Below are 15,610 nucleotides of genomic sequence, written 5' to 3'. Positions count from 1 at the left end.
AAACCTAGAGCACCCGACCGCGTGCGCGTCCCCCATTGGCCTGCGGACACACCGAGAACACTTGAGACTCAACCAAAAACACCGCTGACCAGCGAGAAGGCGCCCACTAAAACACTAGGAGCGCCACATGTGTTCTAGTATCCCCAACCCCACCAACAGCCCACCACCACCGAAACACCGACCTGGGGACGAAAACCAGATTGGGGATAACCCACCCGAAACGCGCGCCCCTGTAACACCGGCGGCTTCTGCAGCGGTTTCACATTCGTCACTGCTGCGATATGTTCGCACCGCATACCGAACCGAGGGAGTTGTAGTGAAAAAGCTCGTCCTGCTCAGCGGCGGATTCGTCGCCGCCGGAACAGCCGCGCTGATCGGTGCCGGTGCCGCAATCTCGCAGCCCGCGCAGACGAGCCCGTACAACGTCGTCGGCGAACAGTACGGCCGTGCGCTGGCCATTCTGAAGAGCCAGGGCGTCAAGGCGTACTTCGGTGGCTCCACCGGCAGCGTGCTGCCGCAGAACGCATGCCTGGTCGGCCAGCAGAAGGTGACCAGCGGCGGCCGCATGCTGCTGATGCTCGACTGCACCCAGGCAGCCGCCGACCAGATCGAGGCCATGGGCCCCACCGGCGGACCCACGGTCGGCGCCAACGGCGTCACCACGGTCACACCGACCCCGATGGTTCCGATCGCCGGCGCACCCGGTGCGGGCATGGCGCCGCCGGCGCCCGGCGTGGTGTCGAACATGCCTCCCGGTCAGGGCGCCCCGATCATCGCGAACACGTCGCCGCAGCCCTGACCGCACCTAACCGATACCTGCGTTCCCACTAAAACGTCGTAAACTCTCCGAGAGTTCAACGACGATCAGGAGCCGCAGATGTTGCGACCGCGCCGATCCGACACCGAGATCGACCCGGGGCCGGTGCAGATCCAGGCCCGCAAGGTGCACTTCGACGTGGCCGGCATCCCGTTGCACTGGATCCCCAGGCATCCCGTCGCGTCACACCTGGTCAGTGTCCTCAACATCGTGCTACCCGCCGGCGAGCGCTGGTTCGTCCAGACGTTCAACGAGGCGCTGCCGCTTGTCAAAGATCCGAAGCTGGCCGACGACATCCGCGGGTTCATCGGGCAGGAGGCCGTCCACGCCGACGTGCACGACCAGGTCCTGCACGAGTTCATGATCGGACACGGCGTCGATCCCGCGCCGATCCTGAACCAGATCGAGCACGTGTTCAGCGGCGTGCTCGCGCCACCGGCCGAGTCGGTCGACGAGGCCCGGCGCATGAACCATCTGTGTGACCGGCTGTGGTTGATCGCAGCGATCGAGCACTACACCGCCGTGATGGGCGACTTCGCGCTCAACTGCGCCTGGGACGACCACGGCGCAGACCCGACGCTCGTCGACCTGTTCCGCTGGCACGGCAGTGAGGAAGTCGAACACCGAAGCGTCGCACACGATGTCGCGGTCTACTTCCACGACAGCTACCTCGCCCGGATCCGCGCGATGAGCGTGGCCGCGACGATGCTGTTCGTCTTCTTCCAGCGCACGGCCTGGTACCTGGTGAAGAACGATCCCGACGTCGACGCAAATTGGTGGACCTTCAACCGGATGCGGATGCGTGACTCGAAGCTCGGGCTACTTCCCTTGTACCGCAACCTGTTCGGGTCCAGCACCCTCGGTTACTTCCGTCCCGGGTACTCGCCGGAGCAGCTGGGCTCGACCGCGCAGGCCGTCGCGTACCTGGCGGCCTCCCCCGCCGCACGCGCGGCACACGCGTGATGCGGCTGTTCGACCGGTTACGGCAGGTCCCGCCGAGCGCGTCGGGGCGTACCCGCCACGACATGATGCTGGGGATGGCCGAAGCGGCGATGTCCGGGCTCTTCGCCGCAACGGCGGCGGTGCGACGGATCCGGCCACCTGCCGGCGGCCCGGACACGTTCCCGCTCACGGTGACCGGCCGACGCGTGGTCGCGCGCGACCAGGACGTCGTGGAGCTGTCGCTGACCGGCGAGGACCTGCCTCGCTGGTTTCCCGGCGCTCACCTCGACGTGCACCTGCCGAGCGGCCTGGTCCGGCAGTACTCGCTGTGCGGTGACCCCGCCGCCCCGCAGTACCGCATCGCGGTCCGGCGCATCCCGGACGGCGGCGGCGGGTCGGCCGAGGTGCACGACGCACTTCAGGTCGGCTCCACGGTGCACACGCACGGACCACGTAACGCGTTCCCGCTGACGGTGCCCGGTTACGGTTCACCGGCGCGCCGGTTCCGTTTCATCGCAGGCGGAATCGGCATCACCCCGATCCTGCCGATGCTCCGTCTGGCCGCAAGCCTGGATGTCGAATGGTCGATGGTCTACACCGGTCGCACCCTGGACAGCCTCCCGTTCGTCGACGAGGTCGCCGGGTACGGCGACGCCGTCGAGATCCGCACCGACGACCGGCAGGGGCTTCCCGGCGCCGACGACCTGCTCGGAGACTGCCCGGACGGCACCGCGGTGTACGCGTGTGGTCCGGCGCCGATGCTGAGCGCGATCCGGACCGCGTTGCTCGGACGCGATGACGTCGAACTGCACTTCGAACGGTTCGCGGCTCCGCCGGTCACCGACGGTCACCCCTTCACGGTGACGGTCGCATCCACCGGCCAGACCGTCGCCGTCAGCGCCGACGAGACCCTGCTCGCCGCGCTGCGCAGGGCAGGGGTGCATGCGGCGTACTCGTGTCAGCAGGGGTTCTGCGGCACGTGCCGGACGAAGGTGCTCGCCGGTGAGATCGAGCATCGCGACACGTTGCTGACGGATCCGGAGCGGGCCGCCGCGACGATGCTCACGTGTGTGTCCCGGGCGCGGCAAGGGGCAAGGCTCACGCTCGATCTGTGACGGCGTCGTACCATTCGGCCATGCCATTGGCCCCGGGTGAGACGTTTGCCGGTTACACCATCGTGCGCCTCCTGGGCTCCGGCGGCATGGGCGAGGTCTATCTCGCCCAGCATCCCAGGCTTCCCCGCCGGGACGCGTTGAAGATCCTGCCTGCCGCGGTGTCCGCGGATTCGGAATACCGGCAGCGGTTCCACCGGGAGGCCGACATCGCCGCGGCGCTGTGGCATCCGCACATCGTCGGCGTGCACGACCGGGGCGAACATCGCGGTCAGATCTGGATCTCGATGGACTACGTCGAGGGCACCGACGCGGCCCGGTTGTTGACCACCGAGCACCGCGGCGGTATGCCCGCGCGGGATGTCGCGCAGATCGTCTCCGCGGTCGCCGAGGCGCTCGACTACGCGCACGAACGCCATCTGTTGCACCGTGACGTCAAACCCGCCAACATCCTGGTCTCCCACCCGGGCTCACCGGACCAGCGAATCCTGCTGGCCGACTTCGGCATTGCCCGACGTGACGACGACATCAGCGGGCTCACCGCGACCAACATGACGGTCGGCACCGTGTCGTATGCGGCCCCCGAACAGCTGATGGGCCACGAACTCGACGGCCGTGCCGACCAGTACGCGTTGGCCGCCACCGCGTTCCATCTGCTGACGGGCGAACCGCCGTTCTCCCACTCGAACCCGGCCGTGGTGATCGGACGTCACCTCTCGGCCGATCCGCCGGCCCTGGCCACCCACCGGCCCGAGCTGTCCGGCGCCGATGCGGTGCTGGCCAAGGCGATGGCCAAGAACCCCGGTGACCGGTTCGGCAGTTGCGCGGAGTTCGCCGACGCCCTCGGTCGGCAGCTGGACGTCGGCACCCCGGCGCGCACCCGGTGGCGCCCGGCCGTCGTCGTCCCCGTCGTGCTGGCGGTGCTCCTCGTCGCGGCGATCGCCGTGGCCGCCGTGGAGTTCCTGCGCGCCGACCGCCGGCCGCCGACTGCCGCCCAACCCGGCACGACGGTGACCGATACCGTGACGACGTCCGCTGCTCCCACGCCCGCTGCCGCGGTCATCGGGGCCGACTGTGCGCCGGCCGACAGCACCGCCACCACCGAAAACGGTGCCACCGCCTACTGTTCGCCGATGCCGGGCTCGGCCGCCACCATCTGGTCACTGACCCGCGGCGAGGTGGCCAGCCCCACCGTCACCGCGCCGCCGGATCCGACCGAGGAACCGTTGACGGCCGAGGAGGCGTTCCCGGTGCTGACGTGTATGGCACAGACCGGGCAGACGCGCCGGGAATGCCGCGAAGACATCCGCCGCAGCAACGGTCAGCGTCCACTGCGGTGACGCAGCGCGTCCTCCAGGCGGTCGAGCAGCGGCCGCTGCCCCTTCAGCAGCTTCGTGCGAGCCGCCGCGATGTCGAACCACGCCACCCGGTCGATCTCCGGAAACTCCTTGAATACGCCTGAACCTCTGGGCCATTCGAGTGTGAACGTATTGCTGAACGTGCCGTCGAGGTCGAGGTCGCCGCGGACCGCGAACGCCGTGACCACCTTTCCGCCCGGCTGACGGACCGGCTCGAGATCGATGCGGGGGCCGTCGGGCACCGGCTTGCCCGTCTCCTCGGTGAACTCGCGTTGCGCGACGGTCCAGGGGTCCTCGCCGTCGACGTACTCACCTTTCGGGATCGACCACGCGCCGTCGTCCTTGCGCGCCCAGAACGGGCCACCGGGATGGCCGAGCAGGACTTCGAGCGCCCCGGCGGAGTCGCGGAAGAGCAGCAGGCCGGCACTGAGCTTGGGCACCGCCCGACGATATCCCGTGCGGGGATGGTCTGACGGTCCGGTCCGGTCGCGTAGCTGGTGTGACCGCGACGGCCGCCGACATCCGTTGGCGCACAAGCCGACCGGTGTCAGATGCCGGTCCAGGCCTCGTCGAGTCGGTCGGCGACGTCGATGATCTTGGCCTTCTGGGACTCCGGGCTGTCGATCTCACCGGCCACGTGCATCGCGATGAACCGTTTGATCTCGGCGTCCACACCTCCGATGATCCGCACCACTTCGGCACGCAGGGTTTTCGACGTGACGTGGATGGAGATGTCCGCCGGCCGCGGCTTCTCGACGTCGAGGATCAGCAGCAGCGGTTCGGCGGCCTTGGCGGTCGCCCGCAGCGAGATTTCGCCGAACACCATGAACTTCGGTTTGTCGATCCTCAGGTCCACCACCATGTCGATCTCCAGCGGGATGCGGATGGCGAAGGTGATCAGCTCGCCCAGTTCCCTGGTGACCCTGGGCTGCTGGATCCGCACCTTGGCGGTGACCTTGGCGAGCTTGCCCGGGCCCTGCGCGATCGGCCCCATCTCGAAGGCGTCGCCGGCGATTTCTCCGATCGCGCCGCCGACGCGCTCCTCGGTCACGGCGATCTCGAAGAACCGGCGGCCGAACTGTTCGTAGGTGAGGAACTCGGCGGTGTCAGGGTCGGACATGATGCTGCCTACGTTCTCACGTGCGGCGCGTCCGGCGCGACAACGTGGCCGAACCGTTGCCGGTGGTCAATCGAGGTCGCCGAACAGCCGGATCCTGCTGATGGTGGCGCGGTCACGGCCGGAGCGGTCGAGCTGGCCGATGAGCACGCAGCGACGCCCGTCACGCTCGACCCGGGCCACCACGGAATCTCCGGAGCCGACGAGCTTGCTCCACGTGCTGCCCGAGAGGTGCCTGACCAGTTCGGAGGAACTCACGGGGTCGCTGTCGCCGATCGTGACGGGGCTGTCGGAGACCGACCGCCGCATACCGACCTCGTCCCCGGCGCAGGCGTCGTCCAGGAACCGGGTGAACAACGCCCGGCCGGCGGACCCGAGCCCGCGGAAGCCGCCGAGGAAGCCCAGGGCGCCGGTCAGGCCCTGATTGGCGATCATGCTCCTGGCCAGCGACATCCCCGCGGGCAGCGCGGCCAGCCCGGCGCGGGTGAACTGGCCGACCATGGCCGGCAGTTCCCAGTACGCCGCCAGCGACGCGATGTGCAGGTCGTCGCCCTCGGCTCGCATGTCGTAGCGGATATAGGTGGGCACCCGCATGGTCAGTGCGGTCGCCATCTGGATCTCCAGCTCGAGGTCCCGGATCACCGTGGTGCCGACGACGAGGTCGGTGTCAGAGCGGAAGGTGATACGGCGCGGACCGATGAAGGTGTCGTAGAAGCGCCCGATCGCGACGTGCCCCCGGTGCGGCGCCGACCCGACCGGGTCCTCGACCCGGCCGTCGGCGGTGAACAGGCCGATCCACCCGGCACGGTCGTGCGCTCCCGCCGCGGTCAGCGACCGGTGGGCCGCCGACAACACGTCGGCTCTTGTGAAGGGCATATGGTTGCCTACCACCTCGGCAGGCGCCAGTCGACTAGACCTGCCGTCGCGGGCACACTGGTGTTCATGAGCAGCAGCAACGGGCCGTTCGGATTCGACCCCGAGGATTTCGACCGCGTCGTCCGCGAAGCGGGCGAGGGCTTGCGCGAGGCGCTCGACGGCCTCGGCAGGATCATCAGCACACCGGGCGAGCGGGCAGGCTGGTCGACGTTGTTCGACACCCGTCCCCGCACCCGCCCGGAGACCACCGGGGAGACCGGCGACGGCGTATGGGCCATCTACACGACCGACGACGCGGGCGGCGCCCACATCGAGCAGGTGTATCCCACCGAACTGGACGCCCTGCGCGCCAACAAGAACAACACCGATCCGAAGCGCCGGGTGCGGTTCCTGCCGTACGGCATCGCGGTCAGCGTCCTGGACACCTCGGCTGACAGCGATGACGAGGGCTCAGCCGACCCGCATCCGTAAGTGCTCCCAGCCCCGCACCGTCGAGGTCGGGGCCAGCCGGGCGGTGTCGTAGTCGATGTCCCATTCGGGCCACCGGTTGAGGAGTTCGTCGAGGGCGACCCGACCCTCCAGGCGGGCGAGGTTGGCGCCCAGGCAGTAATGCAGCCCCTTGCCGAACGTCAGGTGGCTGATGTTGTCGCGGTGGATGTCGAAGGTGTCGGGATTCTCGTACCGGCGCTCGTCGCGGTTGGCCGCGCCGAACAACAGCAGCATCGCGCTGCCCTGGGGCACGGTCGTGCCGTGGTAGTCGAAATCCTCGATCAGGTACCGCGCGACGTGCGGGCCGGTGGGCTCGAAGCGCAGGGTCTCGTCGATCGTCCGGCCCAGCAGTGACCGGTCCTCGACGATCTCGCGCCGCTGCGACGGGTGCTCGGCGAGCACCTTGACCAGCCAGCCGATCAGCCGCCCGGTGGTCTCGTTGCCCGCGCCGGCCACCACCTGGGTGTAGTGCAGCACCTCCCGACGGGTGAGCTTGCGTTCCACGCCGGTCTCGTCGGTGAACTCGACGTTGAGCAGTGCCGTCATCAGGTCGTCGGACGGGTTGGCCGCGCGCCACTCGACGTACTCGGCGTAGATCCGGCCGTCGGCGATCCTGTCCGGGTCGGCGACCTTCATCGGTGCGCCCGGTTTGGTGCGCAGGTTCGCGTCGTTGGCGTCGCGCACCGAGACCTGCTCGGACTCTGGGATGCCGAGGAGCATGCCGATCACCCGTATCGGCATCATGGCCGCGAGCTCGGCGATGACGTCGAATCCGTCCGAACCCACCAACGGGTCGAGGCAGTTCACGCAGTACCGCCGGATCTGGTCTTCGATCTCGGCCATCCGTCGCGGGGTGAACACCCGTGACATCAGGCCGCGCAACATCGTGTGCGCAGGCGGATCCTCGAACATCATCACGCCCTTGGGCATGTCGAAGTCGGACTTGACCAGTTCCAGGATGTCGCTGCGACTGTTGGAGAACGTCGACCAGTCCAGGAGGGCCTTCTCGACATCGGCGTGGCGCGACAACGCCCAGAAGTCGTAGCGCTCGTTGTAGTAGAGCGGCGCCTCGTCCCGCAGTCGCGCGTAGGTCGGATACGGATCGGTGACGATGTTCAGGTCATAGGGGTCGTAATAGAGTTCGTGGGACAGCGTCGTCATCGCGGCACGCTCCTCAGCAGACTGTGCGACCGCTCAGCATCCTATGACATGATTTCGGGGAAGTGAGCTGAACCGCGCTCGTCCCGCGCGAGTTAGCAGTGCCACATTTTCTTGAGCTAATCTGTCGCTGGGTGAGAACTTATACGAGCTAAGTTACGATCCGCTTAACCAAAGCCACGAAAATCAGGGGTCTAATGCGTGCCAATCGTCGGGGTCGGCAGTCGTGATCGCCATCGCCAAAAAGGTGTGGCTTCCGTTGCTCATCGTCGTGGTCGTGGTGATCGCGGGCCTCACGGTCTCGCGGATCCGCACGTTCTTCGGTTCGGAGGGCATCATCGAGACACCGCGGAACTTCGCCGATCTGCCCGAGCCGTTCGACCCCAAGGTCGTCCGTTATGAGATCACCGGCTCGGGCTCGTACGCCGACGTGAACTACCTCGACCTCGACGCCAAGCCGCAGCGCGTCGACGGTGCGCCGCTGCCGTGGTCCCTCACGCTGGAGACCACCGAACCATCCGCAGCGCCAAACATCGTCGCCCAGGGTGACGGCTCGACGATCACCTGCCGGATCTTCGTCGACGACGAGTTGAAGGACGAGAGGACGACCGACGGCTTGAACGCCCAGACCTTCTGCTTTGTGAAATCCGCATGAGCGCATCAGCTTCCGACGCCCGCACCGACGAGTTCCCGGCCGCACGTCCGCCCCACCGCGCGTTCATCCCCCGGATGATCCGGCTGTTCGCGGTGCCGATCATCATCGGCTGGGTCGCGCTGGTCGTCATCCTCAACGTCACCGTGCCGCAGCTCGAGGCGGTCGGCGAGGCACGCGCGGTGTCGATGAGCCCCGACGACGCGCCGTCGCTGATCTCGATGAAGAAGGTCGGCGAGCTGTTCGAGGAGGGCGATTCCGACAGCTCGGTGATGATCGTGTTCGAGGGCGACGAGCCCCTCGGCGACGAGGCCCACGCCTGGTATGACGAGCTCGTCGACCGGCTGGAGGCCGACACCAGGCATGTCCAGTCGGTGCAGGATTTCTGGAGCGACCCCCTCACCGCGTCGGGTTCGCAGAGCAACGACGGTAAGGCCGCCTACGTCCAGGTGAAGCTCGCGGGCAACCAGGGCGAGTCGCTGGCCAACGAATCGGTGGAGGCCGTCCAGAGCATCCTCGGCAGCCTCGAGCCGCCGCCCGGTGTGCGGGCGTTCGTGACGGGCCCGGCCGCGCTGGCCGCCGACCAGCACATCGCCAGTGACCGCAGCATGCGGATCATCGAGGCGGCCACGTTCACGGTCATCATCGTGATGCTGCTGCTGGTCTACCGCTCGATTGTGACGGTGCTGCTCATGCTGGCGATGGTGGTGCTGTCGCTGATGACCGCGCGCGGCGTGGTGGCCTTCCTGGGCTGGCACGAGATCATCGGGCTTTCGCTGTTCGCCACCAACCTGCTGGTGACGTTGGCCATCGCCGCAGCGACGGACTACGCGATCTTCCTGATAGGCCGATATCAGGAGGCCCGAAGCAACGGCGAGGACAAAGAGTCCGCCTACTACACGATGTTCCACGGCACCGCGCACGTGGTGCTGGGCTCCGGCCTGACCATCGCCGGCGCCACGTTCTGCCTGAGCTTCACCCGGCTGCCCTACTTCCAGACCCTCGGTGTCCCGCTGGCCATCGGCATGTTCGTGGTGGTGATGGCCGGCGTGGTGCTGATGGTCGCGGTGATCAGCGTCGCCACCCGGTTCGGCAAGCTGCTCGAGCCCAAGCGCGCGATGCGGATCCGCGGATGGCGCAAGGTCGGTGCCGCGATCGTCCGCTGGCCCGGCCCGATCCTGGTCGCGACGATCGCCATCACGCTCGTCGGATTGCTCGCGCTCCCGGGCTACAAGACCAACTACAACGACCGCACCTATCTACCGGCGGACCTGCCCGCCAACGAGGGCTACGCCGTGGCCGACCGCCACTTCGACCAGGCGCGGATGAACCCGGAGCTGTTGATGATCGAAAGCGATCACGACCTGCGGAATTCGGCGGACTTCCTCGTCATCGACAAGATCGCCAAGGCGCTCTTCCGGGTGGAGGGCATCGCCCGCGTGCAGGCCATCACCCGGCCCGACGGCAAACCGATCAAGCACACGTCGATCCCGTTCCAGATGAGCATGCAGGGCACCACCCAGCGGCTCAACGAGAAGTACATGCAGGACCGGATGGCCGACATGCTGGTGCAGGCGGACGAGATGTCCAACACCATCGCCACGATGGAGAAGATGTCGAACCTGACCGGGCAGATGGCGGCGATCACCAACGACATGGTCTCCAAGATGGAGAACATGCTCACCGACATCGAGGACCTGCGCGACAGCATCGCCAACTTCGATGACTTCTTCCGCCCGATCCGCAACTACTTCTACTGGGAACCGCACTGCTACAACATCCCGGTCTGCTGGGCGATCCGGTCGGTGTTCGACACACTCGACGGCATCAACGTGATGACCGACGATTTCCGGGACATCCTGCCCGACATGCGGCGATTGAACTCGTTGATGCCGCAGATGGTCGCGCTGATGCCCGAGATGATCGAGACCATGAAGACCATGCGGACGATGATGCTGACGATGTATCAGTCCCAGAAGGGCATGCAGGACCAGATGGCGGCGATGTCCGAGGACGCCGACGCCATGGGCGAGGCGTTCGACGACTCGATGAACGACGACTCGTTCTACCTGCCGCCGGAGATCTTCGAGAACAAGGACTTCCAGCGCGGCCTGGAACAGTTCCTCTCCCCCGACGGGCATGCGGTGCGATTCATCATCTCCCACGAGGGTGATCCGCTCAGTCCCGAGGGCGTGGCCAAGATCGACAACATCAAGACCGCGGCCAAGGAGGCGATCAAGGGCACCCCGCTGGAGGGCTCGAAGGTCTATCTCGGCGGCACCGCGGCCACGTTCAAGGACATGCAGGACGGCAACAACTACGACCTGCTGATCGCCGGCATCTCGGCGCTGGGCCTGATCTTCATCATCATGCTGATCCTGACCCGGGCCATCGTCGCGGCGGCGGTGATCGTCGGCACGGTGGTGGTGTCGCTGGCCGCGTCGTTCGGCCTGTCGGTGCTGTTCTGGCAGCACATCCTGGGTCAGCCGCTGCACTGGATGGTGCTCGCGATGGCGGTGATCATCCTGCTGGCGGTGGGCGCCGACTACAACCTGTTGTTGGTGTCCCGACTCAAAGAGGAGATACACGCGGGCATCGGCACCGGCATCATCCGCGCGATGGGTGGCAGCGGTTCGGTGGTGACGGCCGCGGGCCTGGTGTTCGCACTGACGATGATGTCGATGGCGGTCAGTGAGCTGACGGTGATCGGCCAGGTCGGTACGACCATCGGTCTGGGCCTGCTGTTCGACACGCTGGTGATCCGCGCGTTCATGACACCGTCGATCGCCGCACTGCTCGGACCGTGGTTCTGGTGGCCGCAACGGGTACGGACCCGTCCCGTCCCGGCACCGTGGCCGAGACCCGGTGGGCTGCAATCGGATCCATCTGAAGGAGTGAGGACATGAAGCGGGCATTGATCGGTGTCGCAACAGTGGCCATGGGGCTCGCGTTCGCCGCGCCTGCGGCGGCTGACCCCGACACCGCGTTCACCAACGAGCTGAACACGTACGGGATCTACGGCCAGAAGGACTACAACGCCTGGATCGGCAAGATCACGTGCAAACGGGTCGCCACCGGCCTGGACGCGGACGCGTTCGAGGCGGCCCACTTCGTCCACAACCAGCTGGAGAAGGGCACCACCACCGAGCAGGCCTGGAAGTTCCTGGCCGCGGGGCTGCGAACCTACTGCCCCGACCGGCTGCCGATCCTGGACCAGGCCCGTCAGTAGACCTCAGCAATAACACGAATCCACGTTCTGCAGCTGGCTTCTCGCCCTTTCGCTGCAGAACGTGGATTTGTGTGACGGACGGTGGTACCGGTTACCTCGCGACGGGCCAGTGCCACACGGACATGTCGCCGCGCGGGTAGTTCATGCAGACGTCGGTGGCATGGGCCACCACGCCCTTGTTGTTGAAGAAGATCTTCGCCCAGTTGCCCCACCGGGTCGCCACCTGCTCGTAGAACACGTTGGTGGCGGTGTTCTCGGAGTACTGGCGCCGCCCCACCGGGTCGAGCGAGAAGAACCAGTGGATACGGTCGAAAGCGGCCTGCTGGACGTCGGCGGGCCGGTTGGCCCGGTCCATCATGTACCGCTCGAAGTACACCGGGTTGGTGTCGCGCACCGCGGCCAGATACTGCTCGACATCACACGTGGTGTGGATGATGCGGCGCGGGATCGGATAGTCCTCGGTGGAATCGGCGAGTGCGGGGCCGGCCAGGCTCATGCTGACCGCGGCGGCGCCGACGAAACCCAGACCCGCCCTTGCGACGCGACTGATCAGTCCGCTCATCGTTTCTCCACCTTCATCGTCCGGTCGGGTCTCTGAGATTGTATAGCGCAGCTAGACAGCTGGGTGGTCCCGCTCATCGGTCAGCCGCCGCCGGTGACCGGGTTCGACGTCAACGAGATCCAGCCACCGTTGATCCACACTCCCCAGCGTCCACCCCAGGCCGAATTCCAGACCACGGGCTGGCCGATCCACACTTCGGCGGGCTTGGGCGGCGCCCAGGCCGGCGGCACCTCGCCGAGGACGGGTGGCGGCGGCGGAGGTGGCGGTTGCGCACCGGCCACGGCACCTGAACTCAGCATTCCGGCGGCCACCCCGCACGCGACCGCGGCAGCGGACAGCGTGGTCTTGATCAAGGTCATCGCATCACTTTCGTGTCGGTAACCGGGCAGGATATTTAGCATATATAACCAGCGGCGGACACGGCCAATCCAGGGTCGCCGTTTCCCCTTCCTCCGCGCCGCCCGCATGACATTCTTGGTGCCGTCTGTAACGCATCGATGGAGGAGGTCTGATGGCGGCACCCTCGGCCGTCGAGCCCACCACCGGAACCCACGGACCGCGCCGGGCATGGGCGGCGGTGTCGGTCCTGGCTGTCGTCGGGACGCTGAACTACGCCGACCGGTTCCTGCCCGCGGTGCTGGCCGAACCGATCCGGGAAGATTTGTCGCTGTCCGACACCGCGATCGGGGTGATCAACGGATTCGGTTTCCTCGCGGTCTACGCGCTGGTCGGCATCCCGATCGCCCGCATCTCCGACCGCGGCACCTACGGTCTGGTGATCTCCGGGTGCCTGTCGCTGTGGGGCGCGATGACGATGCTCGGCGGAGCCGTGCAGTCCGGTTTCCAGCTCGCGCTGACGCGCGTCGGTGTCGCGATCGGCGAGGCCGGGTCCACACCGGCCGCCCATGCCTACGTCGCCCGCAACTTCTCACCCGAGCGCCGCGCCGCCCCGTTGGCGGTCATCACACTGGCCATCCCGCTGGCGAGCGCGGCCAGCCTGATCGGCGGCGGGCTTCTGGCGCAGGCGCTCGGCTGGCGCACCGCGTTCCTGGTGATGGGCGCGCTCAGCGTCGCGTTCGTTCCGATCGTGCTGGCCGTCGTCGGCCGCCGGCAACCCCCGCTGACCGAACCCGTTGCGGTGCAACAGGTCCCGGTCAAGTGGTGGGACATTCTGCGCAAGCCCAGCTACCTGGCGATCGTCGCCGGGGCGGCGTCCATCTCGGTGGCCGGTTACGCGCTGACGACGTTCGCGCCCGCCTTCCTGATGCGTGCCCGTGGGATGTCACTGGGCGACGTCGGCCTGCAGTACGGCATCGCCAGCGGCGTCACCGGCATCCTGGGGCTGCTGGTCGTCGGCAAGGTGGCCGACCGGCTGTCGGCCACCGACCCCCGCTGGCTGCTGTGGCTGGTGGCGGCGATGACGGCCGTGCTGATCCCGTTCTCCACACTGGGTTTCGTCGTCGGCAGCGCGACGCAGTCGGTGTGCTTCATCGCGTTGAGCTACGTCGTCGGGACGGCTTACATGGCACCGTCGATCGCGGCGATCCAGCGGCTGGTGCCCGCCGAGCAACGCGCCACCGCCTCGGCCATCTTCCTGTTCTTCAGCGCCATCCTCGGGTCCGTGGGCCCGCTCGTCACGGGCATGATCAGCGACGCGCTCAAGGCCGACCTCGGCGACCTGTCGCTGGGCCGGGCGATGCTGTGTGTGGTGCCGCTGATGCATCTGAGCGCCATCGCCTGCTATCTGCTGGCGAGCCGGCGCTACCTGCGCGAGATCGTCGCCTGAGCCTGAGCCTGAGCCTTCAGAGGCCGAACTGGTCCTCGACCACGCCCAGCCACACCTGCGCGGCGTCGATCGCGACCTTCTCGCTGATGAACGCGTGCTGGGTGCCGGTGTAGATGTCGCGGAACGCCCGCTCGAGGCGGCTGCCCTCGCGGATCGAACTGGTACCGGCGGCCAGGTGGGCCCATTCCGCGCAGGCCCGGGCGGTGTCGGTGGCGAACACCGCCGCGACCCTCATGTCCGCGCGTAGCGTCGGGGTGAGTTCACCCCCGGCGGCCACGGCCGCTTCGGCGGAGCCGAACGCGTCGAGCACCAGCAGCCGCGCCGCCCGCCAGGCCGCGACGTGGTGGGCCAGCCCCTTCTGGAAAGTGGGACGACTGGCCAGCGCGGCCATGTCGCTCATCCGGAACTTCGTCGCCGCCAACTCGGCGACGTCGTCGAGCATGCTCTTGGCCACACCGAGCGCCCAGCCCGCGTGGCCGGCCGCGGTCACCGGCATCATGCCCATCCGCGTCGCGGGCGAACTCCCCCGCCTGGGTTCGCGGGTGAACAACGCGAACGTGCGGTCGTGCGGGACGAACACGTCGTCGATGGCGTAGTCGTAGGAGCCGGTGCCCTTGAGCCCCTGCACATACCAGCCGTCCTTGAACGTGACGTCGGCGCGCGGCACCACGGCCACCTGCATGTCGGGCACCCCCTCGGCGACCCATCGCATCTCGCCGTCGACCATCGGCAGGAACCCCGCGGCCACGTATTCGGCGTGCCCGGTACCCGATCCGAAGCTCCACGACCCGGTGAGGCGGTAGCCGCCGTCGACGGCGATGCCCTGACCGTTGGGGAAGAACTGGCCGCCCATCGTGACCCGATTGCCGTTGGCGGTGAACACCTCGGCGAACCCGCCGTCCGGCAGGTAGGCGGCCGCGGCGAACGACGACGGCAGGTTGGCGATCCCGACCCAGCCGAAAGACCCGTCCTGCCAGGCCATTTCAATCCAGGTCTCGATCATCTCGGCGAACGACGGTTCGACGCCCCCCGCCGGCACGGGATTGAACGCGGACATCAGCCCGGTCGCCCACATCGCCTCGACGATCGCCGGGGTCATCGTCCGGCACCGCTCGGATTCGGCGGCCTGGTCGAGCACCAACGCGCGCATCCCGCGGGCGCGTTCCGTCACCGCCGTCACGGCGTCGACGTTAGCCGCTCAGGGCAGGGCACTGAACAGATTCGCCGGATCTGTCATGTCCGGACCGTTGACGGGTACCGGTACCACCGGAACGGCGACCGCGGGGCCGGGCCATTCACCGGTCAGATGATCCTGGGCCGTCGGCACCGATTCGGGTGCCGGCTGCGCAACGGGTGCGGGGAGGTGCGGCACCACGGACGGAACCGGAACCGGCTGCGGCGCTGCCGCACGTGGCCGACGTGCGGGTGCTCGGTGCGATCGGCGTGATCGAACTCGACCGCCCGGTGGACCTCGCCGTCGCGACGCCGGGCGCGATCGAGCACGGCGTCTGG

The 15,610-nt window shown here is 67.6% G+C and carries 16 protein-coding genes and 1 pseudogene; 10 read left to right on the top strand and 7 right to left on the bottom strand.

Annotation, left to right across the window (positions count from 1 at the left end; genetic code table 11):
* Nucleotides 1–316: 316 nt before the first annotated feature.
* From ASJ79_RS04125 to ASJ79_RS04110, 4 genes are all read left to right on the top strand, one after another.
* A complete protein-coding gene (locus ASJ79_RS04125; protein WP_067953457.1) occupies nt 317–799 on the top strand; it encodes a hypothetical protein in 483 nt (160 codons plus the stop codon).
* A 78-nt stretch (nt 800–877) separates the two neighbouring features.
* A complete protein-coding gene (locus tag ASJ79_RS04120) occupies nt 878–1,780 on the top strand; it encodes a metal-dependent hydrolase (protein WP_067953455.1) in 903 nt (300 codons plus the stop codon).
* Complete coding sequence (locus ASJ79_RS04115; protein ID WP_067953453.1) at nt 1,780–2,874, top strand: PDR/VanB family oxidoreductase; 1,095 nt, start codon at nt 1,780–1,782, stop codon at nt 2,872–2,874. Before ASJ79_RS04120 ends, ASJ79_RS04115 begins: the two co-directional genes overlap by 1 nt.
* Nucleotides 2,875–2,894: 20 nt before the next feature.
* Nucleotides 2,895–4,211 (top strand): serine/threonine-protein kinase, encoded by a 1,317-nt coding sequence (locus ASJ79_RS04110; protein ID WP_067953463.1) that lies wholly within the window; start codon nt 2,895–2,897, stop codon nt 4,209–4,211.
* Here the strand turns inward: ASJ79_RS04110 and ASJ79_RS04105 are convergent.
* From ASJ79_RS04105 to ASJ79_RS04095, 3 genes are all read right to left on the bottom strand, one after another.
* Entirely contained in the window at nt 4,193–4,669 is a 477-nt protein-coding gene (locus tag ASJ79_RS04105; RefSeq protein WP_067953452.1) for an NUDIX domain-containing protein, read from the bottom strand. The two genes, ASJ79_RS04110 and ASJ79_RS04105, sit on opposite strands and share 19 nt — an antisense overlap.
* A 107-nt stretch (nt 4,670–4,776) precedes the next feature.
* Nucleotides 4,777–5,349: a hypothetical protein gene (locus ASJ79_RS04100; RefSeq protein WP_067953450.1), complete on the bottom strand. Its 573-nt coding sequence runs from the start codon at nt 5,347–5,349 to the stop codon at nt 4,777–4,779.
* A 66-nt stretch (nt 5,350–5,415) separates the two neighbouring features.
* Nucleotides 5,416–6,222 carry a ketosteroid isomerase family protein gene (locus ASJ79_RS04095; protein WP_067953448.1) on the bottom strand — a complete coding sequence of 269 codons (807 nt, stop codon included), beginning with the start codon at nt 6,220–6,222 and terminating at the stop codon, nt 5,416–5,418.
* A gap of 66 nt (nt 6,223–6,288) precedes the next feature.
* On the opposite strand from ASJ79_RS04095, the gene ASJ79_RS04090 reads away from it, so the two are divergent.
* Nucleotides 6,289–6,693 carry a hypothetical protein gene (locus ASJ79_RS04090; protein WP_067953461.1) on the top strand — a complete coding sequence of 135 codons (405 nt, stop codon included), beginning with the start codon at nt 6,289–6,291 and terminating at the stop codon, nt 6,691–6,693.
* Here ASJ79_RS04090 and ASJ79_RS04085 read toward each other — a convergent pair.
* Nucleotides 6,673–7,872, bottom strand: a complete 1,200-nt coding sequence (locus ASJ79_RS04085; protein ID WP_067953446.1) for a cytochrome P450 — start codon at nt 7,870–7,872, stop codon at nt 6,673–6,675. The genes ASJ79_RS04090 and ASJ79_RS04085 overlap by 21 nt on opposite strands.
* 223 nt (nt 7,873–8,095) lie before the next feature.
* Here ASJ79_RS04085 and ASJ79_RS04080 point away from each other — a divergent pair, with 223 nt between their 5' ends.
* The 3 genes from ASJ79_RS04080 to ASJ79_RS04070 are packed head-to-tail and all read left to right on the top strand — an operon-like array spanning nt 8,096 to nt 11,750.
* Nucleotides 8,096–8,524, top strand: a complete 429-nt coding sequence (locus tag ASJ79_RS04080) for an MmpS family transport accessory protein (RefSeq protein WP_067953444.1) — start codon at nt 8,096–8,098, stop codon at nt 8,522–8,524.
* The gene (locus ASJ79_RS04075; protein ID WP_067953441.1) at nt 8,521–11,427 is read left to right on the top strand and encodes an RND family transporter; all 2,907 of its coding nucleotides are present in this window, start codon (nt 8,521–8,523) and stop codon (nt 11,425–11,427) included. The genes ASJ79_RS04080 and ASJ79_RS04075 overlap by 4 nt, the downstream gene beginning before the upstream one ends.
* Nucleotides 11,424–11,750, top strand: a complete 327-nt coding sequence (locus ASJ79_RS04070) for a DUF732 domain-containing protein (protein WP_067953439.1) — start codon at nt 11,424–11,426, stop codon at nt 11,748–11,750. The genes ASJ79_RS04075 and ASJ79_RS04070 overlap by 4 nt, the downstream gene beginning before the upstream one ends.
* A 91-nt stretch (nt 11,751–11,841) precedes the next feature.
* Here ASJ79_RS04070 and ASJ79_RS04065 read toward each other — a convergent pair whose 3' ends face one another.
* Both ASJ79_RS04065 and ASJ79_RS04060 read right to left on the bottom strand, forming a co-directional pair.
* Complete coding sequence (locus ASJ79_RS04065; RefSeq protein ID WP_067953437.1) at nt 11,842–12,312, bottom strand: DUF5078 domain-containing protein; 471 nt, start codon at nt 12,310–12,312, stop codon at nt 11,842–11,844.
* A gap of 80 nt (nt 12,313–12,392) precedes the next feature.
* The gene (locus ASJ79_RS04060) at nt 12,393–12,671 is read right to left on the bottom strand and encodes a hypothetical protein (protein ID WP_067953435.1); all 279 of its coding nucleotides are present in this window, start codon (nt 12,669–12,671) and stop codon (nt 12,393–12,395) included.
* A 152-nt stretch (nt 12,672–12,823) separates the two neighbouring features.
* Here ASJ79_RS04060 and ASJ79_RS04055 point away from each other — a divergent pair, with 152 nt between their 5' ends.
* Complete coding sequence (locus ASJ79_RS04055) at nt 12,824–14,098, top strand: MFS transporter (protein WP_067953432.1); 1,275 nt, start codon at nt 12,824–12,826, stop codon at nt 14,096–14,098.
* Nucleotides 14,099–14,114: 16 nt separating this feature from the next.
* Here ASJ79_RS04055 and ASJ79_RS04050 read toward each other — a convergent pair whose 3' ends face one another.
* Nucleotides 14,115–15,248 carry an acyl-CoA dehydrogenase family protein gene (locus ASJ79_RS04050; RefSeq protein ID WP_067953459.1) on the bottom strand — a complete coding sequence of 378 codons (1,134 nt, stop codon included), beginning with the start codon at nt 15,246–15,248 and terminating at the stop codon, nt 14,115–14,117.
* A 236-nt stretch (nt 15,249–15,484) separates the two neighbouring features.
* On the opposite strand from ASJ79_RS04050, the pseudogene ASJ79_RS34935 reads away from it, so the two are divergent.
* Nucleotides 15,485–15,610: pseudogene (locus ASJ79_RS34935) on the top strand (hypothetical protein); the annotation flags it as partial.

The organism is Mycobacterium sp. NAZ190054 (assembly GCF_001545925.1).
Classification (GTDB): Bacteria; Actinomycetota; Actinomycetes; order Mycobacteriales; family Mycobacteriaceae; genus Mycobacterium.
Note: the sequence above shows the minus strand (reverse complement) of the source record. Positions and strands in the feature narration are given on the sequence as shown.

Bases quoted from the DNA above. Each gene is read 5' to 3' on its own strand.
- ASJ79_RS04120 (WP_067953455.1), top strand. From the start codon at position 878: ATGTTGCGACCGCGCCGATCCGACACCGAGATCGACCCGGGGCCGGTG.
- ASJ79_RS04115 (WP_067953453.1), top strand. From the start codon at position 1,780: ATGCGGCTGTTCGACCGGTTACGGCAGGTCCCGCCGAGCGCGTCGGGG.
- ASJ79_RS04110 (WP_067953463.1), top strand. From the start codon at position 2,895: ATGCCATTGGCCCCGGGTGAGACGTTTGCCGGTTACACCATCGTGCGC.
- ASJ79_RS04100 (WP_067953450.1), bottom strand. From the start codon at position 5,349: ATGTCCGACCCTGACACCGCCGAGTTCCTCACCTACGAACAGTTCGGC.
- ASJ79_RS04095 (WP_067953448.1), bottom strand. From the start codon at position 6,222: ATGCCCTTCACAAGAGCCGACGTGTTGTCGGCGGCCCACCGGTCGCTG.
- ASJ79_RS04090 (WP_067953461.1), top strand. From the start codon at position 6,289: ATGAGCAGCAGCAACGGGCCGTTCGGATTCGACCCCGAGGATTTCGAC.
- ASJ79_RS04085 (WP_067953446.1), bottom strand. From the start codon at position 7,872: ATGACGACGCTGTCCCACGAACTCTATTACGACCCCTATGACCTGAAC.
- ASJ79_RS04075 (WP_067953441.1), top strand. From the start codon at position 8,521: ATGAGCGCATCAGCTTCCGACGCCCGCACCGACGAGTTCCCGGCCGCA.
- ASJ79_RS04070 (WP_067953439.1), top strand. From the start codon at position 11,424: ATGAAGCGGGCATTGATCGGTGTCGCAACAGTGGCCATGGGGCTCGCG.
- ASJ79_RS04065 (WP_067953437.1), bottom strand. From the start codon at position 12,312: ATGAGCGGACTGATCAGTCGCGTCGCAAGGGCGGGTCTGGGTTTCGTC.
- ASJ79_RS04060 (WP_067953435.1), bottom strand. From the start codon at position 12,671: ATGACCTTGATCAAGACCACGCTGTCCGCTGCCGCGGTCGCGTGCGGG.
- ASJ79_RS04055 (WP_067953432.1), top strand. From the start codon at position 12,824: ATGGCGGCACCCTCGGCCGTCGAGCCCACCACCGGAACCCACGGACCG.
- ASJ79_RS04050 (WP_067953459.1), bottom strand. From the start codon at position 15,248: ATGCGCGCGTTGGTGCTCGACCAGGCCGCCGAATCCGAGCGGTGCCGG.